General features: G+C 36.3%; 26 protein-coding genes. 5 read left to right on the forward strand and 21 right to left on the reverse strand.

The window, feature by feature from the left end:
• Positions 1-47: 47 nt before the first annotated feature.
• From CHRYMOREF3P_RS12975 to CHRYMOREF3P_RS12985, 3 genes are read right to left on the reverse strand one after another with little or no spacing between them, the layout of a single operon-like run.
• Positions 48-1,088, reverse strand: coding sequence for a porin family protein (locus CHRYMOREF3P_RS12975; RefSeq protein ID WP_077419430.1), 1,041 nt, complete (start codon positions 1,086-1,088; stop codon positions 48-50).
• A 30-nt stretch (positions 1,089-1,118) separates the two neighbouring features.
• Positions 1,119-1,727 carry a hypothetical protein gene (locus tag CHRYMOREF3P_RS12980; RefSeq protein WP_180564794.1) on the reverse strand — a complete coding sequence of 203 codons (609 nt, stop codon included), beginning with the start codon at positions 1,725-1,727 and terminating at the stop codon, positions 1,119-1,121.
• Positions 1,714-2,274: an RNA polymerase sigma factor gene (locus CHRYMOREF3P_RS12985; protein WP_180564795.1), complete on the reverse strand. Its 561-nt coding sequence runs from the start codon at positions 2,272-2,274 to the stop codon at positions 1,714-1,716. The genes CHRYMOREF3P_RS12980 and CHRYMOREF3P_RS12985 overlap by 14 nt, the downstream gene beginning before the upstream one ends.
• Before the next feature lie 246 nt (positions 2,275-2,520).
• Between CHRYMOREF3P_RS12985 and CHRYMOREF3P_RS12990 the strand changes: the two genes are divergently transcribed.
• Entirely contained in the window at positions 2,521-2,727 is a 207-nt protein-coding gene (locus CHRYMOREF3P_RS12990; protein ID WP_077419427.1) for a bacteriocin-like protein, read from the forward strand.
• Positions 2,728-2,783: 56 nt separating this feature from the next.
• Here the strand turns inward: CHRYMOREF3P_RS12990 and CHRYMOREF3P_RS12995 are convergent, their stop codons facing one another.
• From CHRYMOREF3P_RS12995 to CHRYMOREF3P_RS13035, 9 genes are all read right to left on the reverse strand, one after another.
• Positions 2,784-3,722, reverse strand: a complete 939-nt coding sequence (locus CHRYMOREF3P_RS12995; RefSeq protein ID WP_077419426.1) for a Dyp-type peroxidase — start codon at positions 3,720-3,722, stop codon at positions 2,784-2,786.
• Positions 3,723-3,740: 18 nt separating this feature from the next.
• Positions 3,741-4,457, reverse strand: coding sequence for an ABC transporter ATP-binding protein (locus CHRYMOREF3P_RS13000; RefSeq protein WP_047381821.1), 717 nt, complete (start codon positions 4,455-4,457; stop codon positions 3,741-3,743).
• Between the two features lie 3 nt (positions 4,458-4,460).
• Positions 4,461-5,927, reverse strand: a complete 1,467-nt coding sequence (locus CHRYMOREF3P_RS13005) for a DUF5687 family protein (RefSeq protein ID WP_180564796.1) — start codon at positions 5,925-5,927, stop codon at positions 4,461-4,463.
• Between the two features lie 74 nt (positions 5,928-6,001).
• Positions 6,002-7,651: a DNA repair protein RecN gene (locus CHRYMOREF3P_RS13010; RefSeq protein WP_077419424.1), complete on the reverse strand. Its 1,650-nt coding sequence runs from the start codon at positions 7,649-7,651 to the stop codon at positions 6,002-6,004.
• A 160-nt stretch (positions 7,652-7,811) separates the two neighbouring features.
• Positions 7,812-8,717 (reverse strand): DUF4835 family protein, encoded by a 906-nt coding sequence (locus tag CHRYMOREF3P_RS13015; protein ID WP_077419423.1) that lies wholly within the window; start codon positions 8,715-8,717, stop codon positions 7,812-7,814.
• A gap of 36 nt (positions 8,718-8,753) precedes the next feature.
• Complete coding sequence (gene coaBC / locus CHRYMOREF3P_RS13020; RefSeq protein WP_077419422.1) at positions 8,754-9,959, reverse strand: bifunctional phosphopantothenoylcysteine decarboxylase/phosphopantothenate--cysteine ligase CoaBC; 1,206 nt, start codon at positions 9,957-9,959, stop codon at positions 8,754-8,756.
• A 125-nt stretch (positions 9,960-10,084) separates the two neighbouring features.
• Positions 10,085-10,408 (reverse strand): DNA-directed RNA polymerase subunit omega, encoded by a 324-nt coding sequence (locus CHRYMOREF3P_RS13025; protein WP_034681463.1) that lies wholly within the window; start codon positions 10,406-10,408, stop codon positions 10,085-10,087.
• 42 nt (positions 10,409-10,450) lie between these two features.
• Complete coding sequence (locus CHRYMOREF3P_RS13030) at positions 10,451-11,446, reverse strand: outer membrane protein assembly factor BamD (RefSeq protein ID WP_077419421.1); 996 nt, start codon at positions 11,444-11,446, stop codon at positions 10,451-10,453.
• Between the two features lie 103 nt (positions 11,447-11,549).
• Positions 11,550-12,179 (reverse strand): TetR/AcrR family transcriptional regulator, encoded by a 630-nt coding sequence (locus tag CHRYMOREF3P_RS13035; RefSeq protein ID WP_027372956.1) that lies wholly within the window; start codon positions 12,177-12,179, stop codon positions 11,550-11,552.
• 96 nt (positions 12,180-12,275) lie between these two features.
• Here CHRYMOREF3P_RS13035 and CHRYMOREF3P_RS13040 point away from each other — a divergent pair, with 96 nt between their 5' ends.
• From CHRYMOREF3P_RS13040 to CHRYMOREF3P_RS13055, 4 genes are all read left to right on the forward strand, one after another.
• On the forward strand, positions 12,276-12,902 hold the full coding sequence (locus CHRYMOREF3P_RS13040) for a TatD family hydrolase (RefSeq protein WP_180564797.1): 627 nt from the start codon (positions 12,276-12,278) through the stop codon (positions 12,900-12,902).
• Positions 12,895-13,620: a ThiF family adenylyltransferase gene (locus CHRYMOREF3P_RS13045; protein ID WP_077419419.1), complete on the forward strand. Its 726-nt coding sequence runs from the start codon at positions 12,895-12,897 to the stop codon at positions 13,618-13,620. Before CHRYMOREF3P_RS13040 ends, CHRYMOREF3P_RS13045 begins: the two co-directional genes overlap by 8 nt.
• A 100-nt stretch (positions 13,621-13,720) precedes the next feature.
• On the forward strand, positions 13,721-14,092 hold the full coding sequence (rnpA, locus tag CHRYMOREF3P_RS13050; RefSeq protein WP_077419418.1) for a ribonuclease P protein component: 372 nt from the start codon (positions 13,721-13,723) through the stop codon (positions 14,090-14,092).
• A gap of 217 nt (positions 14,093-14,309) precedes the next feature.
• Positions 14,310-14,918 carry a DUF4126 domain-containing protein gene (locus tag CHRYMOREF3P_RS13055; protein ID WP_077419417.1) on the forward strand — a complete coding sequence of 203 codons (609 nt, stop codon included), beginning with the start codon at positions 14,310-14,312 and terminating at the stop codon, positions 14,916-14,918.
• Positions 14,919-14,957: 39 nt separating this feature from the next.
• On the opposite strand, the gene CHRYMOREF3P_RS13060 is transcribed toward CHRYMOREF3P_RS13055, so the two are convergent.
• The 9 genes from CHRYMOREF3P_RS13060 to CHRYMOREF3P_RS13100 all read right to left on the reverse strand — a co-directional run bounded on the left by CHRYMOREF3P_RS13060 (position 14,958) and on the right by CHRYMOREF3P_RS13100 (position 23,510).
• A complete protein-coding gene (locus tag CHRYMOREF3P_RS13060) occupies positions 14,958-17,096 on the reverse strand; it encodes a hypothetical protein (RefSeq protein WP_180564798.1) in 2,139 nt (712 codons plus the stop codon).
• A gap of 1 nt (position 17,097) precedes the next feature.
• The gene (locus tag CHRYMOREF3P_RS13065; protein ID WP_077419575.1) at positions 17,098-17,649 is read right to left on the reverse strand and encodes an LptE family protein; all 552 of its coding nucleotides are present in this window, start codon (positions 17,647-17,649) and stop codon (positions 17,098-17,100) included.
• Positions 17,639-18,343: a hypothetical protein gene (locus CHRYMOREF3P_RS13070; protein ID WP_180564799.1), complete on the reverse strand. Its 705-nt coding sequence runs from the start codon at positions 18,341-18,343 to the stop codon at positions 17,639-17,641. Before CHRYMOREF3P_RS13070 ends, CHRYMOREF3P_RS13065 begins: the two co-directional genes overlap by 11 nt.
• A gap of 13 nt (positions 18,344-18,356) precedes the next feature.
• Entirely contained in the window at positions 18,357-19,646 is a 1,290-nt protein-coding gene (locus CHRYMOREF3P_RS13075; protein WP_180564800.1) for a sigma-54 interaction domain-containing protein, read from the reverse strand.
• 36 nt (positions 19,647-19,682) lie between these two features.
• Positions 19,683-20,480, reverse strand: coding sequence for a tetratricopeptide repeat protein (locus CHRYMOREF3P_RS13080; RefSeq protein ID WP_180564801.1), 798 nt, complete (start codon positions 20,478-20,480; stop codon positions 19,683-19,685).
• Complete coding sequence (locus tag CHRYMOREF3P_RS13085; protein WP_180564802.1) at positions 20,452-20,628, reverse strand: hypothetical protein; 177 nt, start codon at positions 20,626-20,628, stop codon at positions 20,452-20,454. The genes CHRYMOREF3P_RS13080 and CHRYMOREF3P_RS13085 overlap by 29 nt, the downstream gene beginning before the upstream one ends.
• Before the next feature lie 97 nt (positions 20,629-20,725).
• On the reverse strand, positions 20,726-22,162 hold the full coding sequence (miaB, locus tag CHRYMOREF3P_RS13090) for a tRNA (N6-isopentenyl adenosine(37)-C2)-methylthiotransferase MiaB (RefSeq protein ID WP_180564803.1): 1,437 nt from the start codon (positions 22,160-22,162) through the stop codon (positions 20,726-20,728).
• Between the two features lie 100 nt (positions 22,163-22,262).
• Positions 22,263-22,649 (reverse strand): hypothetical protein, encoded by a 387-nt coding sequence (locus tag CHRYMOREF3P_RS13095; RefSeq protein ID WP_180564804.1) that lies wholly within the window; start codon positions 22,647-22,649, stop codon positions 22,263-22,265.
• A 378-nt stretch (positions 22,650-23,027) separates the two neighbouring features.
• Positions 23,028-23,510 (reverse strand): hypothetical protein, encoded by a 483-nt coding sequence (locus tag CHRYMOREF3P_RS13100; protein WP_180564805.1) that lies wholly within the window; start codon positions 23,508-23,510, stop codon positions 23,028-23,030.
• Positions 23,511-23,527 lie beyond the last annotated feature (17 nt).

A 23,527-nucleotide genomic window follows, 5' to 3' on the forward strand; every position in this document is an offset into this window, starting at 1 on the left:
CTCCGGGAGCTTTTCCCGGAGTTTTTCGTTTTGCTGTCAAAATGTATTTAATCCAATCCAATGGCTAAGCCGAATATCAGCGCTTTATCATTTTTGAAATAACTGTCTTTAAAGAAATTGCTGAAATCTTTTTTCACAAAAAGACTGAAACTGTTATATGAGAATGTAATCTGTGCCCCATATACAAAAGGATTCACCTGATAGTTTCCCCGGTCTCTTGTCTCTCCGTCATTTCCTTTTACAATATTGTTGGTAGACATTTTCACCCCGCCATATACATTGGCTCCTATTTTAAATCCGGTGTAATAACTTCGGTATTGGATGTCCATTCCTGCATTTTTAAGCTTGGAAAAATTATACTGTACACCAAGAGGAACCATAATATACCCGGTTCTCAGCTTACTTTTCTCAAGGTTTCCGCTGTACTGAGCCAAAGCCACTCCCTGATCTGCACTTCTTGTAAAAAGCATATTGTTATCTGCTCTTACGGTTCTCCATGAGAATCCTAATCCTGAGGTAATTGCCCACGGGCTTGTTCTGCTAAGCTGATAATTCAGTTTCAGACCAAATTCCAGGTTATTGGCATATCCTATATTTTTGTCCAGTTCATTATCCGGAGAACTGTTTGTCAATGTCATAATTCCGTAAGAGAAATACCCTGTAAAACTTCTGCTGGGACGGAATTTTTTCAACAGCTTTTCTTTAAGCTCTTCTTTGGAAGTAACATCAGTATTTAAAAGTGAATATCTTACCTGTTTCTGAATAACGTCATCCAGATCAAATCCAAGTTCCTCTATTCTTTTATCCATTTTCTCAGAATAACGGTCTGCAATCTGGGCTTTTTCTCTGTCAAAATCTGTTTTATCAAGGTTTCTTGCCTGCAAGACAACTAATTCTTCTTCCATCAGTTTCTTTTCTTCCTGAATAATGGTATTGATCTTTGTGGCATATTCTTCCACTTTCTCTTTTACAATAGGGCTTACCTCAGTATCTTTTTTAGAAGACAGGTTAATATTCAAAGCTTTTTGTGCATGGAATGATGCTGAAATAGAGCATAGCAATCCCATTACGATTAATTTCTTGATCATATTATTAATTTTTAATTTTTTACGGACAAATTATCTGGCATTCAGGTCAATAGTTGTGGCCACATTACTTCCATCCTTTGTCTTTTCGATAACATCTTTATGCTCTACCGAAAAAAGGAGGGTAGAAGGGTCTACATATTTTTTCTTTTTAACCGGAGTTTTCAAAGAATCAGCTTTTGCTATAAGCTTAGGATTAGAAATCTGAGGAATATCCAGTTTTTTCACTGCGGTTTCTCTGGGAATAAGTTTATTTTGACCTATTGTTACTGCAGAAATCACTTCTTCTTTATCCTGGGGGAGGATTATTTTTACTTCCTTTTTATCATTATTCTGAACAGCCAGAGGTGTATTATATTGAGCCGGTTTTTTTATGATTTCATCTGCCTTATTTTCTTCTGCCTTCTTTACTATTTCAGGTTGAATTTCTGAAGGTTGATTAAGAAAAAACAGAACGGTTCCTAAACTCAATGTCAAGACCAGACAGGCAGCCACTAAAACCCAGTTCATCTGTGATTTGGGACGGCTATTGCTGCTGTTTTGAAACTCAATTTCAGACCACAAATCACGGGAAGGAGTAATCTCTCTTTCTTCAATCTGTTTTTTGATCTGACATTCAATATTATCTTTAGACGTTTTCATTTTTCACTTTTTTTTGTTGTTGAAAGTAGATCTTTCTTAATTTTTCTTTAGCTCGGAACAGCTGTGTTTTGCTGACAGCCATTGAAATCTGCAAAGTATCAGCAATTTCCTGATGGGAATATCCTTCCAGGACATAAAGATTGAAAACCATTCTGTAGGCATCGGGAAGCTGATCCAAAAGATCCTGCGCATTAAAATCACAATCAATCCCCGGTTCATGGATGTCTTCATGAAAAGATTGGTTGATCTCATCGAGATAGAATACCGTTTTATGGCTTTTGATAAAATTCAGGCATTCATTCACGACAATTCTTCTTGCCCAGCTGTCCAGGTTCGACTCTCCTCTGAAGCTTTCTATGTGCTTAAAAATTTTACAGAATGCTTTAATGAGACAATCTTCCGCCTGATACAAATCGCTTACATAGCTTTTGCTTACGCTCAGGAATCTCTTTACATTCTGTTCATAGAAAATCTTCTGTGCAGCCGGATCCTGTTTTTTCAGGAGGCTCAACAAATCATTCTTTTTATTTCCGAACAAAAGTTTCATGCTTATGCTGTTTCTATACTAAAGACAATCAAAACAAAAAAAGGTTACAACTTGAAAAAAAATATTTTACTATTTATTGCAATAAGTTGATTTTTTTTGTTCAGAGTTACAAATTTTACCTTCTTTTTTGTTTCAAAAAGGCGAGAAAGATTTTAATTAAAAAACTGAGGTACAATTTTTTACTTAATCTATTCAGTGTTTCATTTTTTCCTATATTGGAGATATAATTAATTTAAAACTAAAACCATGAAAAATTTAAAGAAATTAAAAAGAGAGAACCTGAAAACAATTAATGGGGGAAATACGCCACTTTGTAATATGTATCTGATACAATACAACGGATTTTATGCATGTTGCAGCGTACCTACAACCAATCCCTGTGAACTGAAAAAAAGAGAATGTCTGGTGGAAAACGGAATGTGTGATTCGTACAACCCCGGAAATCCAGTATAGTATTGTAAAACAATTGTTAAAGGCAGCCTTAATTTCGAAGCTGCCTTTTTTGTATTTTATCCTGAAAATTCATCAAGCATATTCCTGGTAGGAACAAAGAAAAGCGTTCCTGTAACCGCTGTACTGAAATCTAAAATTCTGTCATAATTTCCCGGAGGATCACCTATGAACATATTGGTCAGCATTTTTCTGGTTGTTGCGAATGTGCTTGAATAGGCAATAAAATAGGTTCCGAACTCATTAGTAGAAGGATTTCCAAAAGGCATATTATCTCTGACTATTTTCAATTCTTCCCCATCTTCTCCTTCGATATTGGCTAAAGCAATATGTGAATTGGAAGGTTTTACATCATCCGACATTTCAATATCGTTTTCTTTTGATCTCCCGATGACTTTCTCCTGATCTTCTGTTGACAGCCCTTTCCAGGCATCCATATTGTGCAGGTATTTCTGAACAAAAAGGTAACTTCCGCCTTTGTACTGAAGGTCTTCATCTCCGATTTTTGCAAAATAATCACGGTCATCACCATGTGGATTCTCTGTTCCGTCTACAAAACCAAGAATGGAACGTGCATCCCAATATTTAAATCCATGAATCTCCAGAATACTTTCTGCCACTGAACTCAATAGTTTGGATATTTCAACAGCCATATCGAAAATCAGGCTTTTATTATCCGCTCTCAAGTGAAAATGAAGGTCTCCAGAAGTGGAAACAGCTGTGTGCTTCACTCCTTTTATTTCTTCAAAATTGATTAATTCTTTTGGCAAAGGTGTAGGAAGATCCAGTTTTCTCCATGCTTCAGCCCCAATTCCCATTACACAGCTTGCCCTGCTGTCTGGAAAACGGTTAAAAACGGAATTATTAAGATTTAATACCAAAGCGCATAGTTCCTGAAAAATATTTTTCAGCTGTGGGCTGTCATTAAGTTTCCAGACCATGAAAATAGTATTGCTGTTCGGATAATCTGTTACATTCTGTGATTCTATCGTATTCATACCTCTATTTTTGTGGTATTAAATATCCGAAACAGAAACCTGATCTGCAAAATATTGTTCCAAATCTTTTAATGTTTCCGGATTGGTCTGAATATCTTTTACCAAAAGGCCTTTGTTTACTACCACAATTCTGTTGCAGACTTCCGTTGTATGGGAAAGATCATGACTGGATATCAGAAAAGTAACACCATCCTGTTTTGATAATTCCTTGATAAGATTTTTCAGTTTGATCTGAGTAGATGGATCGAGATTGGCAAAAGGCTCATCCAAAATAATAATCTCAGGATTTCCAATAATTGCTCCTACAATTCCTACTTTTTTCTGATTTCCTTTTGAAAGGTCACGGACGTATTTTCCTGATTTAAGGATTTCTCCATTGAAAAAATCATGAAAAGGCTTCAGGAATTCATCTACAGATGCTTTGTTCTGCCCTCTCAACTCTCCAATGAAATAAAAATATTCCTCAGGAGTAAGGTATCCAATGAGAAATGTATCGTCAACAAATGCTGAAACTTTATTTTTCCATGCTTCAGATTCATCTACTTTAATTCCGTCAATACTTACAGAACCTGTTGTAGCCTGAATTAAATCCAGCATCAGGCTGAAAAGAGTTGTTTTTCCTGCTCCGTTGTTTCCTACGAGACCAAATGTTTCCCCGTTTGGAATTTCAAGATGTTCGATATTAAGAACCGTTGCCGTTCCGTATGTTTTAGATAAATTTTGTATGTTGATCATGGCTTAACTTATATTTTTAAACGCATCCAGTGTGCTGTATTTTTCTTTCTTGTAAAGTTTTACGATAATATCGAAGATTTTCTCTCTCAGGAAAAATCCTATAATCCCGATAATTGCAATGCTTATCACTCCTCCGGTAATTCCCCATAAATATTTTGTTAAAGCAAATACACCCATCGGAAGAAGCATTTTAGGAATCAGCAGAAGCATAGCTATCATATTGAAACTCCCTTTCTGTCCTAATCTTTTTTCTTTTGTATTAAGGTCAATCTGAGTTTTATTGAAAGCTCCTGACCACAAGGTAAATTGAGAATTCACACCGATATTATATAATCCTGCTGCAAAAAATGTAACGTAGACTTCCCAGCCGAAGTATGCATAGCAAAGCGCTATAATGATAGAAATTCCCGTTACAATATTCATCAGCCACCATTTCGCTTTTAAATATTCTTTATATGGAACATTCAGGGTCATCATCAATGGATAATAAGAACTGTCAAAAGCAGGAACTCTCTGGCCAAACAGAAACTGAAAGCCTCCTGTTACAAAAAGTCCCATAACCATCATCATTGCCGGTGTTTTGTACATTGAAGAAGTAAACATCAGCAATCCGTAGAACAGAAACATAAAACTGCCCAGTAAAATCCCCTTGGGTACTTTATTACGTCTCAGCATTTTAATATCATTATTGATAAATGTTCCAATAACTCCATATTTGTTCAGAAAAGCAATATTCTCTGTTTTTCCTACTGTTTTCTTGGCTTCAAGCCCTTGGTCAAGATAAAATTCATTGCGCAGGTACCGGAAACACATCCACCACAGTATTACGAACAACGCAACAGGGATCAGTGCAAAGTAAGGTTTCTCATAGAAACTAAAGAAAACAGACTCAGAATAAGACAGAACAGGAACTATTTTATAATATCCTAACATTCCTATGCCCAAAAAGCATACCCCTATGATCACCGCCAGAGTTTCTTTACCGTTAAAGAAAATATTGATAAAATTATTCAGATAAAGCAATGAAATAACTCCTATAAGCCACACCAACACTCCTAAAATGCTATATCCGTTAAATAAAGCAATCAATGAAAATGTGATAAAGAATAGAGAACTCAGCCAGCTGAATGCGGAAAGAAAGGTTTTGGCCAGCATATAATTAACCAATGTATTCTTCCGGACATTCATGGTAAGAAATGGCTTAATATTCTGGGTTGGAATTTCCTGCCAGAGATATTTAAGAACAAGATCAATAATCCAGGCAACAATCATGAATTTTGAAACCACCTTTACAGGATTCTGATGCATCTCCTCCTGTACATAGAAAAAAGCAATAAAAGCCCCGCCTACAAGACAGCCCACGAAATAAAGTATTCCAATAAGCCGGAGGATTTTCATGGTCAGATTGATCCCTAAAGATGTACCACGGAAGAAGCTTTTTATTTCAAGCTTAAGTAACTTTAGAAACATATGTTAGTTTTTTACATTAGTAAATATAATGTAAAATATGTTACAAGTTTTTAAAGAAAAATAGATTTATGTAATTATCCAATAAGCTCTTTTGCCTGTGCCAGCGCAGCTTCTGTAATTTTGCTTCCGGACAGCAGCTGGGCAATTTCGTTTAGCTTTTCTTCTTTGCTCAAAGGAATTATAGTAGATTGTGTTCTGCCGGAAACATCCTGCTTTACCACCTTATAGTTGTCATTTCCTTTTGCAGCAACCTGTGCAAGGTGTGAAATAACAATCAATTGCATGTCTTCAGACATTTCTCTCATAAGGTTTCCGATCTCTTCGGCAACTTTCCCTGAAACTCCGGTGTCTATTTCGTCAAGAATAAGGGTTGGAAGCTCATCACTTTCGGCAATAATCTTTTTAACAGCAAGCATTACCCTTGATCTTTCCCCTCCGGAAATAGCGGTCTGAATGGGTTTTAAAGGAAAACCGGAATTGGCCTGGAATAGCAGCTGGATATTTTCTTTTCCAAACTGATTGAACTCCTCGGCATCCTGCAGTTCAATATCTACTTTTGCTTTTTCAAGACCTAATTTTTTCAGTAGGCTTTCTGCTTTTTTGATGAAGACAGGAATATTTTTGTGCCTGTTCTTAGAAAGCTTTGCAGCGAGGCTCTGAAGTGTTTTTCCTTTCTGAGAAATATTTTCTTCTGTTGCTTCAATCTGTGCTTCCAGTTCTGAAGCCCCCTTCTGGTCTCCTGCCAGCTGGTTTCTGATTTCAATCAGTTCATTAAGATCTGAAACATTATGCTTAAGAAACAGAGCGTTGATTTTATTATTAAGATCGGTAAGGTATACCAGATTTTCAGGATTGATTTCAACTCTTTCGGCCGCATGTTCCAGTTCAGAAATAATATCTTTCAGCTCTACAAAAGAGGTTTCCAGCCTTTCATCAAGCTCTGCGAAACTGGTAGAAACTTCCGAAATTTTTGAAAGCTTATGGGTAGCTTCATGAAAGAAAGACAGAATCCCTATTTCTTCCTGATGAAACCTGGACAGGATCTGACCTACGTTTTCTGAAATCATCCCAGCATTTTCCTGAATAGAAAGCTGGTTCTGAACATCTTCATAGTCTACATCATCAAGTTTCAGTTCTTCCAGCTCATTGAGTAAAAATTCTTTATAATCACTTTCTTTATTGGCTTCTGAAAGTTGAGTCTTCAATTTTTTCAACAGCATTTTCAGGCTTTGAAAGTCAGAAAACTCCTTCTGATACTCTTCAATAATTTTTTTATTCTCAGAAAGTCCGTCGATAATTTTAAACTGATATTCTGAAGTAAAAAGATTGGATGTTTCAAACTGGGAATGAATATCAATCAGCTGTGAGGAAAGTTCTTTAAGAATATCAAGCGTTACCGGCACATCATTGATGAATGCACGGGATTTCCCTGATGGCAGGATCTCTCTTCTTATAATCGTCTGAAGCTCGTAATCCAGATCATTTTCAATAAAGAATTTCTTAAACTGGTTGTTAAGGGAGAACTCAGTTTCCACCACGCTTTTCTCTTCAGATTTGGCAATGGACTTTACATCTGCTCTTTCTCCTAAAATAAGCCGGAGCGCTCCTAAAATAATAGATTTACCCGCACCCGTTTCACCGGTAATAACCTGTAAACCATTATTCAAAGATACTTCAAGAGTATCAATCAGGGCAAAGTTTTTAATGTAAATTCTCGAAAGCATTGATAATCCGGGTTATGATCCAACTTGAGTTTGAACTGTAAAAATAAGTTTTTTTTTAATGAATTGAGAAAATGTTTAGATATGCTTTCTGTTCTTGACACTTTTTGCTTCTTTAATTTTTTATAAAGCTGTTTCTCAAAAATTTTTAAAGCCTACTATCTTACACCTTCCACTTATTCCACTTATTATCAATGTTTTTTGGCGAAAGAATAATCAATGTCTGTTTAAGATCATTCAGAATCAAACCTCCATTATTTCCGGAATTGAATATATTGAAGATCTCATCACTTTTTGTATCCATGAACAGATTAAAGAAAAATGCCTGCTGAAATGTGTTCTCATACATTTTCAATTGCATCAGGGCATCAAAGATTACTTTTTTCCCGGCAGTCTGGTCCTGATTGAAAAGATTATCCATTCCGGCTCTGTGGTAAGTATAAATAGTAGAACGCAATTGGTTCCAGTTAGGATTCATAACTTCATTAATCAATATAGAACGGCTTCTTGGCTCATTGATGGTATTCCAGCCTTCATAGTTTCTGTTCTGAGAATTCTGCGCAATCTGCTGTGCTTTTGCGTACCATTGAGATCCACCCATAGACTGGAAACTGTCTGCATCCAGTCCCAAAATAAGGTAAATATAGAAACTAACCACATCCGTAAGATTCTTTCCTGAAAACTGTCTTTCATTAAAAATAAGACTCTCATTTTCAACATATTCAAAACCAAATCTCTGATCCTGAAGATTAATTAACGGGGATTCGTAAGTTGTATTGTAAACAGGGCGCATAGCCTGAACAACAATGGATCCTTTGAATCTGTTCCCATCTCTTTCTCCAATAACAACGGAAAAACCACATTTTATTTTTTCAAAATTCTGAAGCTTTTTCCCTGTCCAGCTCGTATTATTGATAAAATCCCTGAGACTTTTCTCCAATGCTTTATATGCCTGCTGGTTACTTCCTCCTACCTGTTGAGAGTTTACCTGAACAGTTGCCAACAGCTCCTGAGAAAAACTTTGGGTATAGATAAAAAACAGAAAAAATAAACTTATAATTTTTTTCATTGTCTATTAAAAATTGAGAACGGAAATTTATTAAAATTATTTTAAAAGTTGAGACTCAACAAAATTGAGAATATCTTTCGCTACATCATCTTTGGATTTCAGGTCGAATTCTTTCTTCTCCGTTTTGGTAAATATCCTTATTTTATTGGTATCATTTTTAAATCCGGCGCCTTCGTCACGCAGAGAGTTTAAAACAATCATATCAAGGTTTTTCTTCTCCAGTTTTCCTTTTGCATTTTCTTCTTCATTTTGGGTTTCCAGTGCAAAACCTACCAAAAACTGGTGTGTTTTCTTTTCGCCCATCGTTTTAAGGATATCCGGATTCTTCACCAGTTCAATGGTCAGGTTATCATCATTTTTCTTGATCTTTTCTTTTGCTACTTCTTTGGGAGCATAATCTGCTACCGCAGCACTTGCAATACCGATGTCTATGCTGTCATAAAATTCAAATACTTTTGCCAGCATTTCTTTTGCTGAAGTTACTTTATGAAGTTCAACATTGGGATCATTAATGGTTTGGAAACTCGGTCCTGAAATCAGAATCACTTTTGCGCCTCTTTTTGAAGCTTCTTCTGCCAGAGAAAATCCCATTTTACCTGATGAATGATTTCCTATGAATCTTACCGGATCTATAGCTTCATACGTAGGGCCTGCAGTAATTAAAACGGTTTTTCCTTCAAGGCTTTTGGAGTGGTTACTGTTTGTAAAATGATTTTCAACTTCACTAAAAATAGTTGCAGGCTCGGCCATTCTTCCCTGCCCGATCAGTCCGCTAGCCAGCTCACCGTTTTCAGCAGGAATTACAATATGTCCAAAACTTTCTGCAAGCTCCAGATTCTTCTTTGTGGAAGGATGTATATACATATCAAGGTCCATTGCCGGAGCTATGAAAACCGGGCATTTTGCAGACATATAAGTTGCAATAACCAGATTATCACACATCCCGTGAACCATCTTAGACAGTGTATTGGCTGTACAGGGAGCTACGATCATAACATCTGCCCACAGTGCCATTTCCACATGACTGTTCCATGTTCCGTTATCGCTGTAAAACTCTGAATACACCGGCTTTTTGGATAGTGTAGACAGGCTTAGTTTTGTCACAAAGTGTTCTGCATCAGGAGTCATAATAACCTGTACTTCTGCTCCTTTTTTCACAAAATCCCTTATCAAAAAATGAATTTTGTAGGCTGCAATCCCACCAGAGACGGCGATAAGAATCTTTTTACCGGAAACACTCATTAAGTTCTAATTTTTTTGAAATACTAAAATACTTATTTTTTCCCACACAATCTGGCTTTAAAACGATAAAGGTCATAAAAGAACAGATTTCCTTTATGACCTTCATTTATAAGAATACAGAAGATTTATTTTCTTTCTTCTGTTTTTCTGAAATAAACATCTTCGTTTAACCACTCTTCAATAGCAATTGAAGTTGGCTTTGGAAGCTTTTCGTAATGTTTAGAGATCTCAATTTGTTCTCTGTTTTCGAAAACCTCTTCTAATGTAGAATTGTGAACCGCAAATTCATCTAATTTGTTGTGAAGTTCCGTACGGATCTCCGCATTGATCTGCTCTGCTCTCTTTCCCATGATAACAATAGCTTCATAGATTGAACCTACTTTATCTTCAATCTTATCTTTATCGTAAGTAATTGTATTTACTTCTGCTTTTGTATCTTTTACACTCATTTTGAGAAAATTATTTTTATTTTAAGATGGCAAATTTACGAATTATCTTTGAATTTTGAAAGTCGCTGCAGGAGGAGGGGTCTTAAGTGCTGCACTGTCCCTCTGTAACTGCATTGCTTTCTTTTCATTGCTTATCTGATCTTTAACTTGCTGTTCAGTTTTACCCTGATCAGCCAATTTTTCAGCTTCTTTTTTCTGTCTTGCCGTTAAAGCTGCAATTCTTGCATCTGTTTCTTTTTTAACGACAGCAAAGTGTTCTTTTTCCTTTTCCAGTTTTTCTCTAAGATCTATTGCTGCTTTAGAATATTCTGTATTAGGAAGTTCTTTCTCTACAACTCTTGTATAAGTTAACGCACTTTCAATACGTTCAGCTTTAAGATTATAAATTGACTTCATCGCCAGTTCATAACGGGACTTCATGATATAATCATAAATTTTTGAACGAAGTTTTGTACTTGGGAAATCTTCCAGAACGTTTTCAAATGCTACATTCGCTGCTTTATACTCTCCCATTTTGTAGTATTGTCTTCCATTTTCATATGCTTTAAACTCAAGCTTATAAGACAATTCATCAATGAGCTGGCTGATATTTTTAGATCTCTCAGAGTTTGGATAATTGTTCAGGAAGTCCTGAAGTTCATTGATCGCTAATTCTGTACTAGACTGATCTAGGTTGTAATCCATAGATCCTTCATAGTAGCACAATGCAGACATATAAGCTGCTTCTTCGGCTCTCGGATCTTTTGGAAAACTAACTGCAAAATTTTTGAACTGGTGACCTGCCAGCTTATAGCTCTTGTCATAATAGTTGGCATAAGCAGTGTTGAAACCTACGTTAGGGAAATCATCTGTTCCTGCCACAAGATTTGCAAGTCTGTCATAAAGAGCCAATGCATTTTTCCACTTTTTCTTAGCAAAGTTTTCATTAGCTGCTTTCAAGATAAATTCTTTATCAGCACTCCTCATTGCTCTTTCCTGCTGGCTTACACAAGATGAAATCACCGCTACAGCAAAAAGACCTAAAATATATTTTTTCATATAAAAAGTTCAACAGTTTTCGGATTATACAGCCGATTTACTAATTTGCAAAAATATAACTTTTTTGTCAATAGATTTTTTTTTATGAATATTTAACGTAATTTTAGTCTGCAGCGTATCCCAAAATTGCAAAAACACTTAATAAAAGATTCATTCTTACCTTTTTTTCAGCTTCTTTGGTGTAGGTTTCTTCGTTTTTACTCGGAACATAAAGCTCATAAAAGTTTTTATTCCTGATGACAAATAAAGTGGATCCAATAATCATGGTAAGGATATCTTCAGGTTTGGGAGTAAAAGTAAAAACACCGGAAGCCACCCCTTTTTTAATTACTTCATCCAGTTTTTTTACGAATAACTGGTAGAAATCAAGCAGTTCGTCTTTCAGATTTTCTGTATGACGGAGTTCCTGGGTTACAAACCCATGAAAATAGTTATACTTGAACAGTTGAGAAACGATATATTTGATCATCTCCCGCATCTGCATTTCCGGTTTCCCATCTTTGATAGTATCCGCAAATTCTGAAAAATTCTCTCTGGTCTTCAATACCCTGTACTGATAGAGATAAGACATCATTTTCTCTTTAGAACCGAAGTAATAAGAGATCATAGCAACATTAATATTTGCTTTGGAACAGATATCTCTTACAGAAGTACCCTCATATCCTTTTTTGGCAATGAGCTCTTCTGCAATATCCAATATGTGAATCTGTTTTTCCGTAAATTTTTTTTTCATGAAGTGCACTTTGAGTAAAGTTAAGAAATTTTTAACACATTTATAAACGATCGTTTAATAATTTTAAATTAAATCTGAAAAGCACTATTTTTGAATATGGAATTTTTTGATTTTCACCACCATAAAAAATATATCAGAAACGGAATTTATAATCTGGACATTGAGAGTATTCCGCCTGATTTCCCATATTCCATCGGCATTCACCCAAATGATATTGATATTAATACTATAGAGCAGCAGTTTTCATGGATGATGAGCATGATGTCTGAAAACTGTTTTGCCATTGGTGAATGTGGTTTGGATTCTTTGGTTTCTACAGACCAGAAAATTCAGGAGGAAGTTTTTTTAAGACAGATAAAGATCGCCAATGAGGTAAAAAAGCCCCTGATTATTCATTGTGTAAGAAAATTTTATGAAGTGATTTCTTTTAAAAAGAAGGCCGAACAGCCAATGGTCATCCATGGTTTCAATAAAAAACAACAAATTGCTGAAGATCTTCTGCGCAATAATTTTTACCTGAGTTTTGGAAAAGCTGTTTTGTATAATTTATCTTTGCAGGATATTATAAAAAACACTCCATTAGACAGAATCTTTTTAGAAACTGATAATGAAGAATTTAACATTGAAGAATTGTACATTAAAGTTTCGGAAATAAAAGCTATTTCTCTGGAACAACTGAATGAACAAATTTTAGAAAATTTACACTCAATAAAAAATGGATAAATACTGGCTGGAAAGAACCGAACTTTTGGTAAAGGAAGAGGGATTGGACAGACTGATCAAAGCGAATGTGCTTGTTGTAGGTTTAGGCGGAGTAGGTTCTTTTGCCGCAGAATTTCTGGCGAGAGCCGGAGTAGGAAATATGACCATTGTGGATGGTGATACGGTAGATATTACCAATATCAACAGACAGCTGCCTGCTTTACACTCTACTGTCGGAAAGCATAAGGTAGATGTGGTTGCTGAAAGGCTTCTTGACATCAATCCACAGCTTAATTTAACGAAAATCAATGAATTTCTGAATCCGGAAAGAATGGATGAAGTACTAGATTCCGCAAAATTTGATTATGTTTTAGACTGTATCGACAGTGTTACGCCAAAACTTTCCTTGATTATTGCTGCCAAAAGAAGAAGGATAAAAATCGTAAGTTCAATGGGAGCCGGCGGAAAAACCGACCCAAGCAAAGTATTGGTAAGAGATATCAGCAAAACAGAACACTGCCACCTTGCAAGACAAGTAAGAAAAAGACTGAAAAAAGTAAAAATTGACAAAGGAGTCCGTTGTGTTTTTGCCAATGATATTCAGGATGAAGAAAGTTTGAAAATGACTGACGGAACCAATTATAAAAGATCTTTTTACGGAACAATAAGCTACATGCCTGCCATTTTCGGCCTGTACACCGCTTCAGAAGTGATTAATCATTTATTAAACCAGGATTAAAATATTTTCCCACCCATTCTGCAGATTTGTAAAAACGGTTTCGTAAATTAATCTGAGAAATTTGTGAAAAAAAATAAAAAACAATATTTACACTCCGTAAATGACAAATTCCAAGTATCCCAGAGCGGAAAAGCTCAAAAAAAACACGGAAATCAGTTTGCTTTTTGATAAGGGTAAATGGAGAACCAGTGGAAATCTGAGAATCATTATTCTGAAAGACAAGCCCACCCTTCCAGTAGAAGCATCCAGATTCGGGGTTTCTGTTTCAAAAAGATATTTTAAAAAAGCTGTACACAGAAACCGGATCAAAAGATTGCTGAGAGAATCATACCGTCTGAATAAAGACTTATTTAAACAAGCCTTCGGAGAAAAAACAATGGCCATGCTATTTTGGGCATCCCCTGAAATGCCTCTGAAATTTCAGGATGTGGAAGCACAGTTTATAACGCTTTGTGAAACGCAGAAAAAATAATTTTTTTATTAAAATAAGAGATCTGTGAGGTATTTTATCTCGCAGATTTTTATTTTCCTTTGGACCACACAGATGATTGCGTAGATACTATCTTTTATTCTACAGCAAATCATGAATAACAAAGCTTGAATCCTGTACCTCAAACTTAGAAATTAACACGTCTTAATATCATATACTTTTTGTAATTTTAGGGAAAACAATAAATCTGAAAATTAATATGTTAGATAATATTCCCTATTTTTCTTATATCATTAGTGCATTTATCGGAATTGGACTGGCAGCGGCTACTGGATTTCGGGTATTTCTCCCGATGTTTATCGTAAGTCTTGCGTCTTATTTCAACTGGATTCCCATGAATGAGCATTTTGAGTGGCTTGCGGGTCTTCCTGCGTTGATTACAACAGGAATTGCCACGGTGGCAGAGATCCTGGCCTATTACATCCCTTTTGTTGATCATTTGCTGGATACGGTTTCTATTCCGATGGCGACGGTAGCAGGCTCTATATTATTTGCCAGTCAGTTTGCCGAACTGGGAACATTTCCACAATGGGGGCTGGCATTAATTGCGGGTGGAGGTACAGCGGCCACAATCAGCTCCGGATTTGCAGGAATACGGGCTGCTTCTACGGCAACAACCGGAGGACTGGGAAATTCTGTGGTAGGAACCACGGAAACAGCCGGAGCAGGTCTTATGTCTGTTCTTGCTATGGCAGCGCCGGTAATCGCAGCAATTCTTGCCATAATTATCTTAATTCTTGTTGTTGTTTTTGGGCGGAGAGCCTGGAAAAAATTAAGAGGCAATAAAAGTAATCCCCAGAATTTATAAATAAAAAGGTACTGCTTTAAAAACAGTACCTTTTTCCTTTTAATTTTTACTTCTGAAGTCCTTAATATCCTGAATTTTAGATTCAAAATATTCTTTTTTCTCTGGACTCTTTTTGATTAATATTTCAAACGCTTTTATTGCTTTTGTATATAATTTCTGTTCAAAATAAAGATTCGCCAACGTCTCTGTCATCAAATGTGAGATATCATCGTTCTTTTCTTTAACAACATAGGAGCTTTCTTCTTTTAACTGACTGATTCTAGGATTTTTTTCAATGAAGGTTTCAATAGCCTTTTCTTTGATTTCTGATTTATCCTTTTCGATCTCTTCAGTTCTGTCAATCTTTAGCCAGCTTTGCCAGGTATTGATAAAACCGGGAACATTACTGTCTAATTGCGGCTGCGTTGTATTCTTCATAGTAACTTCCTGCATTTGTTCTACAGATTCTTCTTTACTTTCCTTCTGCTTTTCTTCAACCTTAAGGGTAGAAATATCGGTTCCAAAGAAAGAAACATTCATCACAGGAACTTCTTCTTTTGCAACAGCTTTATCAGTATTCTCTTCGGCCGTTTCCACAGATCCAGATTGATTTTCAGAAACTTCCGAACTTTTTTCTATTGTTGAAAGAGTATCTTCCTGAACAATTTCTGTAGCGGTATCCATCATTTCAGATGGTGTTTCAGTCTCAATTACCTGTTCTTTTTTTTCTGCAGGGAAAATTTTTGCTACCGGAGCTTTTATTTCAGGAGCTGATACTTCTTTTGATTTGCTGATTAATGAATCAGGCATATTGGATTCCACACTCATAGGTTTCCAAGCTGTCTGAACTTTAGGAATATCTTCTTCTTTTTCTTCTGGAATTTCAACTTTAACCTCTTCTTCAAGCAATTGGTTTTCAACAATTTCTTCTTTTACAGGCTCTTCTTTAACTTCCTCAGGCTTGTCCTCACTTGTTGACCAAAAATGAAAATTCTGGGTTTCCGCGAAGCTAATTTCATGCCCCCCAGTTGTTTCAGGCTCTACCTTTTCTTCTTGAGAAACAGGCTTAGCTTCCTTCATCTTTTTCTCAACTTCTTCAATCAGACGTCTCATTTCCTCCTCATGTTTATTGACATGGGGCTGGGAAACTTCAGCTGTTTCAGAAATTTCTTCGTTATTGGCCTGGATTTTAACATCTGGCATGAACGAATCTGTTCCATGGAAGCTTACTTCAGCATCAGATACTTCTACTAATGACTCTTCTTCATTACTATTTGCCTCTTCTTTTTCAGCAGAAATCTGATCTTCGTCGATAATGGTTTCTGGCGTAAAGTTTTCTCCAGCATTCTCTTCTATTTCAGCTTGTATTTCTTGTTGAGCAGGTTCTTCTTCAGAAACAGGTTTAGCTTCGTTATCTGTTGATCTTGTATTTAAAGGCTCTTCTGCTACATTTACAATATTTTCCTCCTGTAATAAAGGAGATACTTCATGGAAACTGATATTTTCTTCGTCGTCAACCTTTTCTTCTTCTTCTTTTTCTGAAGAAATCTGATCTTCATGAATGATTGTTTCCGGTGTAAAGTTTTCTTCTGATTTCTCTGTTTCGGATGGAATCTCTTCTTTTTGTTCGGCAACAGGTTCTGTTACAGTTTCAGTCTTTTGGGTTACCAAAGTTCCTGATTCCAGAGTAGACTCAATATCTATTGTCTCGGAATTTTGCTCATCAAGGAAGTTTTCTTCTCCTTCAAATAAAATTCTGTTTCGTTCACCATTGATATAAATGTGTTTAATCTCCTGTACAGTTGGTAAAACACATGCCGTTTCCTGCTCTTCTGCTGGCTTTTCTACAGAACCGTCCTCTTCTCTTTTGATAGGGAAAGATTTGGTTTTCTGGGCCAATTGAGCAGGCTTTTCAATTGTTTTAGAAGGTTTCTTCTCTTCAGCAACCTCTGGTTTGGCCTCTTGCTTGATCTTTCCGTTGATCAACTGATACAAAATCTTTTTATCAGTAGTATATGCCGCCGTTGTAGAAAGCTCTTTCTGATAATTTTCTTTTTCGTACAGATGGACTCCATACAGGTGAAGCGCCCTGATATTTTGAATATAAGGAAAAGTATGAATCTCTTCTTTCAAAAGACCAAGGTCCTCGGACTGAATATTTTTCGGATTTTTTATTAATTCTAAAACTCTCGGATTCATCTTACCAATTCGCTACAATGTCGTTAAATATCTTATTAATAATTCTATCTGTTACCAGCTTTACCTGCTGGTCTTCGATTTGGCTTAGTGATACATCACTGTTGAAAGCTGCTTCATCGGAATAGGTTCTGTCGAAACTTGCATCCGGATGAATTTTGTTTTCATAATGTACCTTTACTGTAATCGTAAGTTTATTCTGTGCCTGCTGAATCACTCCACCAGAAGGGTTTGTCTGGGTATTGGAACTGATTGTGGTAGGTGTAATGGAATAGTCTGTGATTTCTCCTTCTATCAGGATATCTGGATTTTCTTTGGTTCCTTTCAGAGTTGTTCTCTGAAGGAATCTGTTTTGTATTGCTGTAGAAAACTGTTGGGATAATGCAGGGTTTACAAGGGGTGCATTATTCGGAAATTCATTGATCTGAACGGTTTTTTCATCTGTAAGGGATGATCCCGTAAAGCTGTAACATGAATTTAAAACTCCCAGCAATGCAAAAAGCATTACCGTAAGCAGTGATTGTTTCAGGCTGATATTTTTAATGTTAAAATTCATTTTTAGATCCAATTTCAGTAATTTCATCATACTCAATTTGTTGAATAGCATCTTCATAGGCAAAATAGTTTGCTGTGTATAAAAATGGCAGGGTAAGAAAAATTCCTATTCCGCAGGCAACAATACCAATCTGTGCTAGAATACTTACTACTAATGAGAAAAGAAAAATTGACAATAGATTCCCTTTGGTCATTACTTTTGAAATATTCCAGGCTTCTTTTATTTCTTTAACTCCTTTAAGACTTATTAATGGAATGATATAAAAACCTTTCAATACGAAGTAATATATCGCAGCAATCAATAAGAACATGTAAGGAAACACAAAAAGAGTTACCATCGGATTGGGTTGATTACCCTCTGACATTGCCCCCGATACACCCAATACAGCAAATAAAGGAATGTAAAGCAGTAAAACGCCTCCAAAAACAATGAGCTGCAGCATAAAGTAAGGCATGAAGTCTTTAAAATCAAAGATATCTCCGGGACTTGCCGGCTGATTTCTGTTCAGCCTTTGAAGGTATTTATATAAATTACCCATCGCTAATAGTCCGCAGAACGGAATAATCGACATGATAAAGCACACTAAAAATGCTACAAATATATTCCCGAAATCTTTCTTTAAAAGTTCGACCCCTTTATTAATATATTCTCCGAGTTTAAAATTGATTGGCTTAGGTTTTAAATTTACTTTCATTATTTATGTTGTGCTAATCTTCCAGGTTATATTGTTTTATTTTTCTGTATAAAGTTCTTTGTGAGATTCCCAATTCATCTGCAGCTCTGTTTCTGCGACCTTTATGCTTCTCCAGCGCCTTGATAATCAAATCCTTCTCGTTATTCTGAAGAGAAAGTGACTCCGGTCTGTTTTCTTCCACTTCGATATCCTCGATATCTTCATAGCTGTCATCAGGTGTTGACATAATCGTAGGGGTCTGAACTACCGGTGTGTCATTATTATTTTCAAAATAGACTAAAGATCCGGAATTTACCTGTGGCTGATTTTCAGGAGTATAAATCCTGTTGATCAGGTTTTTCTCATGGCTGCTCAGATCTGCCGTTCCTCTGTTCTTAATCAATTCCGAAGTTAAGGATTTTAAATCATTAATATCATTCCTCATATCGAACAGAATTTTATACATGATTTCTCTTTCACTTCCAAAATCATTCTGTTTAGGAGTATTCTGAGTGCTCACTACCATGGGAAGGTGTGTTTCCATCGGAATATACTCGGCAAGTTTCTCAGCAGTGATATTTCTGTTTCTTTCCACAACAGTCATCTGCTCTACTAAGTTTCTTAATTGGCGGATGTTACCAGGGAAGGAATAACTTTCTATATAATGAACAGCGCTCTGCTCCAGTTCCAGCTCCGGCATTCTGTACTTTTCTGCAAAATCTATCGCAAACTTTCTGAACAGCAGATGAATATCTCCTTTTCTTTCTCTCAAAGGCGGCATATCAATCTGAACGGTATTCAACCGGTAATATAAATCCTCACGAAATCTTCCGTCATGGATTGCCTTCATCATATTAACGTTGGTAGCGGCTACAATTCTCACATTGGTTTTCTGTACCTGTGAAGACCCTACTTTCATAAATTCCCCACTTTCCAGTACTCTCAAAAGGCGCACCTGCGTCTGTAATGGCAGCTCTCCTACCTCATCCAAAAAGATTGTTCCGCCGTCTGCGACTTCAAAGTACCCTTTTCTTGTTGCTGTAGCACCTGTAAAAGCTCCTTTTTCGTGCCCGAACAGCTCAGAATCTATGGTTCCCTCCGGAATTGCTCCACAGTTGACCACAATATAAGGCTGATGTTTTCTTTTGGATTCTGAATGGATAATTTTCGGAATAAATTCTTTTCCCACACCACTTTCTCCTATCACCAGGACAGAAATGTCTGTAGGTGCTACCTGAATAGATTTTTCCAGGGCCCGGTTGAGTGCCGGAAAGTTCCCTATAATTCCGAAACGGTTTTTTATGTTTTGTAACTCGTTGCTCATAAGTAAATTTTTGATTATTGATTTAATGTTACTCTTCTACAGCTCTTCAATCTCTTTTCTGTAGACTTTGTTGAAATGATGAGTGTAGACATCTTTCATCGTCTTTCCTTCATCATACGTTTGCAGGGCTAACATTTTTAAATCTAAATAATCTTTGTTTCTGATCTTAGAAACTTTACTCTTAAAGTATATATTCTCGGCAAAGTTGTATTCTTTGCTTTGTTTTTCAAAATTTTCCAGGGCTTTGTCATACCTTCCCAGCTCGAAATAAGTAACTCCCAGCTGGTAATGATCAAACATTCCCTTCACATAACCTCTGGTTGCCAGAAGTCTTTCTATAATTCCCGCTGCTTTTCCTTTCTGGCCTAATGCACTGTAGGACATAGCTCTTACTACATCCAGGTTATAGTCTCCGTTTTGAGATCTTCCTAAGTCTTTGGGATAATATTTTTTTAAACCTTCTAAATCCTGAATTGCCCCTTTATAGTCTCTCAAAAACTGGAACTTGGTCCAACCTCTGTAACCAAGGTGCATTTGGGGGTCTAAGGCAACTGCTTTATCAATTAAAATTTTCCAGGTTACAAAATCTCCGTTTTTAAGATATGGAACTGCTTTTTCCATATAAGCACGGGAGAAATCAGGACACAGCTCAATGGCTTTATCAAAACCCTCCTGAGATTCTGCGAAACCTTGTAAATTTGAAGCCCAGTTGTATAACTCACACGCTTTTTTGCAGTTCTCACCCTCTACTGCATTACAGTTGACCTGTGCAATAGTATTGGTGTAAACGATAAGTAACAAAAAGCTAAGGTAATACCTCTGAAACTTTTCCATTTTCAATTTTATAGGTTAAATACTGATAATAATCTACTTTTAAACCTTTTATCTCTTTTGGCATCCAGCCATCGAGTGATTTTATAAACTGCAGCAGTTTATTTTCTAATTCTTCATCCAGTACAGTATCTTTCAGATCCGGGCTCATATGCTGTAATCTGAAGAATCCTGTCTTTCCTTCACAATTTACTAAAAATCTTACGGTAATATAACCGTTGATTTTCTTTTCAGAAGATATATTTATATTATTCCGCTGTTCTCCCTAAAAGCGTGCCTTGTGTATTATCATAGACAAAAACGTTCACAATGTCACCTATTTTCTGACCTTCAAGCTGATCGAAGACACATACTGCATTCTGAGAATTTCTTCCTTTCCATTGGTTTTTGTTTTTCTTGGAAATTCCTTCAATCAGAATCTGGTGTGTTCTTCCCACATAAGATTTCATTCTTTGTTTTGAAAGTTCACCCTGAAGAGCAATAACCTCAGCAAGACGTCTCTGCTTCACATCGGCAGGAATATTATCTTCCATTTTCTTATGAGCCGGAGTTCCCGGTCTTTCTGAGTACGCAAACATATAACCGTAGTCATATTCCACTTCTCTCATAAGGCTTAGGGTATCCTGGTGATCTTCTTCTGACTCATTACAGAATCCAACGATCATATCCTGAGAAAAGGACACATCAGGAACAATTTCTTTCGCTTTTTTAATCAGATCCAGATATTCCTCACGGGTATGCTGTCTGTTCATTGCTTCAAGCATGTTATTGCTTCCGCTTTGTACAGGGAGGTGTACGTATTTACAGATGTTGTCATGCTTTGCCATCATTTTGAACACATCCAGACTCATATCCTGTGGATTTGAAGTAGAGAATCTGATTCTCAGTTCAGGAACGGCTTTAGCTACCAAATCAAGAAGCTGGGCAAAATCAACTGCTGTTGCTTTCTGCATTTCAGAAGCTTTGGCAAAATCTTTTTTCGGACCTCCTCCATACCAAAGGTAAGAGTCTACATTTTGTCCTAAAAGGGTAATTTCTTTGTATCCGTTGTTAGCAAGATCTTTACATTCATCTATAATTGAGTGTGGATCACGGCTTCGTTCTCTTCCTCTTGTAAAAGGCACTACGCAGAATGTACACATGTTATCACAACCTCTAGTAATGGTAACAAAAGCTGTAACACCGTTTCCGCCCAGACGAACAGGATTGATATCTGCATAAGTTTCTTCTTTGGAAAGGATTACGTTAATTGCATCTCTTCCATCGTCAGTTTCTTTTAAAAGATTAGGTAGATCTCTATAAGCATCCGGACCTACAACAAGGTCAACCAATTGTTCTTCTTCCAGGAATTTGGTTTTTAATCTTTCCGCCATGCAGCCTAAAACGCCCACCGTCATATTCGGTTTTTCTTTTTTCAGGTTTTTGAATTGGGAAAGACGCATTCTTACGGTCTGTTCTGCTTTTTCTCGGATGGAACATGTATTTAAAAGAATCAGGTCTGCTTCTTCTACCTTCATTGTTGTATTGTATCCTTGTTCATTAAGGATGGATGCAACAATTTCAGAGTCAGAGAAATTCATCTGACAGCCATAGCTTTCTAAAAACAGTTTTTTAGAATTCTCCGGTCTTTCAGCAATGGCAAAAGCTTCGCCCTGTTTCGTTTCGTCTATATATTTTTCCTGCACGATAATCAATTTAAGGCCCGCAATTTTAAATTACGAACAAATAAGTTTGCAAAGATACAAAATATTGTGACAGATTGTCAGCGCTATTATTTTAACAAAATCATAAAGTTACACGCATAGTGTAAGTGGATGTTATCGGAACACTGCGAAAAGATTCCGGCTGCCATTTTTCGGTAATTTGTCCTACAGCTTTCATTACCTTGTTTTTAATATCATCCTGTAAATCATCAGGTTGTATTATAATATCTTGTAAAAAACCTTCCTGATTAACTTTAAATCGTATTTCAGCTGTTACTCCATCAGCATTTCTGATATTCTGGTTTTTCAGATTAATGAGCAGACGGTTTCTGAATTCTCCCATTCCTCCTGGAAATTCAGCAGATTTTTTTAATCCCTGTGTAGTATAATTTTCTTTAAAGTTGTCAAAATAATCGATCGGATAGAATATGATGGAAACATATTTCTGTACATCCGCACCTTTTTCCATTTTTTAAGTTTATTTATTTCATTGAGAGCCTTTACAAATACAGCGGTAGGGCAATTATCAGAAAGAGTTTTATTAATAATTTTAGCCTGTCCCTTTTCGATTTCAAGTTCAGCCAGAAACATTTCAGACATTCTGTTATTGCAGTGTTCTGAATGACTTTCAATCAGAACTGTATTCAAATCTTTATAAAACTGGACAGCACCTCCTTTATAAGGGTTCATATCTCCCTGAAGCAGATCAAATGTCTGCGCTTTGCCCATAGCACAAACCAGCATCAATCCAAGTAGTTGTAGAGTTTTCTTAATCATAATCATAGCTGAGATTATCAAATCTGATTTTCAGTATTGTTTTTGTAATCAAAAGTTACTTTTTCATCTGCTAATCAATATCTGCTGACATTGAAGAGAAGTTCATTTTAACTTTAATCTGTGAAGCTACAGGCTGCCCGTTACAAGACGCCGGAGTCCAGTTTTTCTTTATTCTTCTTACGACATACTGCATGTCATCAAAAAAAACTTCGCTGTTCTGTACTTTGGGCATTCCCTTCACATCCACAACTTTTCCTTTGTCATCAAGCACTAAAGTAAATGTAAAATCTCCCGTCAGCGCATAGAAATCTGAATTCAGATAAGCATAAATATACTTGTTGAGGATATCTTTGTAAGCTGCAACTCCACCTTCATAAGCAGCCGGTTTAAAATCATTACATTTCACGGCAACCTGCATAAAAGGCTCTTTAATATCTATTTTTAAAAGGTTTTTATTACTTTCTCTTATGAAGGAATCATCCCGTTCTTCCTGATCCTGTGCAAATGAAAAAGTCCCTGCACACAAAGCCAAAAATAAAAGTACTGTTCTCATAATTTTGTTTCCTAATA

This window comes from Chryseobacterium sp. JV274, from assembly GCF_903969135.1.
Taxonomy (GTDB): Bacteria; Bacteroidota; Bacteroidia; order Flavobacteriales; family Weeksellaceae; genus Chryseobacterium.

Excerpts from the sequence above, each read along its gene's own strand:
- CHRYMOREF3P_RS12975 (WP_077419430.1), bottom strand. The coding sequence starts at position 1,088 with ATGATCAAGAAATTAATCGTAATGGGATTGCTATGCTCTATTTCAGCA.
- CHRYMOREF3P_RS12980 (WP_180564794.1), bottom strand. The coding sequence starts at position 1,727 with ATGAAAACGTCTAAAGATAATATTGAATGTCAGATCAAAAAACAGATT.
- CHRYMOREF3P_RS12985 (WP_180564795.1), bottom strand. The coding sequence starts at position 2,274 with ATGAAACTTTTGTTCGGAAATAAAAAGAATGATTTGTTGAGCCTCCTG.
- CHRYMOREF3P_RS12990 (WP_077419427.1), top strand. The coding sequence starts at position 2,521 with ATGAAAAATTTAAAGAAATTAAAAAGAGAGAACCTGAAAACAATTAAT.
- CHRYMOREF3P_RS12995 (WP_077419426.1), bottom strand. The coding sequence starts at position 3,722 with ATGAATACGATAGAATCACAGAATGTAACAGATTATCCGAACAGCAAT.
- CHRYMOREF3P_RS13000 (WP_047381821.1), bottom strand. The coding sequence starts at position 4,457 with ATGATCAACATACAAAATTTATCTAAAACATACGGAACGGCAACGGTT.
- CHRYMOREF3P_RS13005 (WP_180564796.1), bottom strand. The coding sequence starts at position 5,927 with ATGTTTCTAAAGTTACTTAAGCTTGAAATAAAAAGCTTCTTCCGTGGT.
- CHRYMOREF3P_RS13010 (WP_077419424.1), bottom strand. The coding sequence starts at position 7,651 with ATGCTTTCGAGAATTTACATTAAAAACTTTGCCCTGATTGATACTCTT.
- CHRYMOREF3P_RS13015 (WP_077419423.1), bottom strand. The coding sequence starts at position 8,717 with ATGAAAAAAATTATAAGTTTATTTTTTCTGTTTTTTATCTATACCCAA.
- coaBC (WP_077419422.1), bottom strand. The coding sequence starts at position 9,959 with ATGAGTGTTTCCGGTAAAAAGATTCTTATCGCCGTCTCTGGTGGGATT.
- CHRYMOREF3P_RS13025 (WP_034681463.1), bottom strand. The coding sequence starts at position 10,408 with ATGAGTGTAAAAGATACAAAAGCAGAAGTAAATACAATTACTTACGAT.
- CHRYMOREF3P_RS13030 (WP_077419421.1), bottom strand. The coding sequence starts at position 11,446 with ATGAAAAAATATATTTTAGGTCTTTTTGCTGTAGCGGTGATTTCATCT.
- CHRYMOREF3P_RS13035 (WP_027372956.1), bottom strand. The coding sequence starts at position 12,179 with ATGAAAAAAAAATTTACGGAAAAACAGATTCACATATTGGATATTGCA.
- CHRYMOREF3P_RS13040 (WP_180564797.1), top strand. The coding sequence starts at position 12,276 with ATGGAATTTTTTGATTTTCACCACCATAAAAAATATATCAGAAACGGA.
- CHRYMOREF3P_RS13045 (WP_077419419.1), top strand. The coding sequence starts at position 12,895 with ATGGATAAATACTGGCTGGAAAGAACCGAACTTTTGGTAAAGGAAGAG.
- rnpA (WP_077419418.1), top strand. The coding sequence starts at position 13,721 with ATGACAAATTCCAAGTATCCCAGAGCGGAAAAGCTCAAAAAAAACACG.
- CHRYMOREF3P_RS13055 (WP_077419417.1), top strand. The coding sequence starts at position 14,310 with ATGTTAGATAATATTCCCTATTTTTCTTATATCATTAGTGCATTTATC.
- CHRYMOREF3P_RS13060 (WP_180564798.1), bottom strand. The coding sequence starts at position 17,096 with ATGAATCCGAGAGTTTTAGAATTAATAAAAAATCCGAAAAATATTCAG.
- CHRYMOREF3P_RS13065 (WP_077419575.1), bottom strand. The coding sequence starts at position 17,649 with ATGAATTTTAACATTAAAAATATCAGCCTGAAACAATCACTGCTTACG.
- CHRYMOREF3P_RS13070 (WP_180564799.1), bottom strand. The coding sequence starts at position 18,343 with ATGAAAGTAAATTTAAAACCTAAGCCAATCAATTTTAAACTCGGAGAA.
- CHRYMOREF3P_RS13075 (WP_180564800.1), bottom strand. The coding sequence starts at position 19,646 with ATGAGCAACGAGTTACAAAACATAAAAAACCGTTTCGGAATTATAGGG.
- CHRYMOREF3P_RS13080 (WP_180564801.1), bottom strand. The coding sequence starts at position 20,480 with ATGGAAAAGTTTCAGAGGTATTACCTTAGCTTTTTGTTACTTATCGTT.
- CHRYMOREF3P_RS13085 (WP_180564802.1), bottom strand. The coding sequence starts at position 20,628 with ATGAGCCCGGATCTGAAAGATACTGTACTGGATGAAGAATTAGAAAAT.
- CHRYMOREF3P_RS13095 (WP_180564804.1), bottom strand. The coding sequence starts at position 22,649 with ATGGAAAAAGGTGCGGATGTACAGAAATATGTTTCCATCATATTCTAT.
- CHRYMOREF3P_RS13100 (WP_180564805.1), bottom strand. The coding sequence starts at position 23,510 with ATGAGAACAGTACTTTTATTTTTGGCTTTGTGTGCAGGGACTTTTTCA.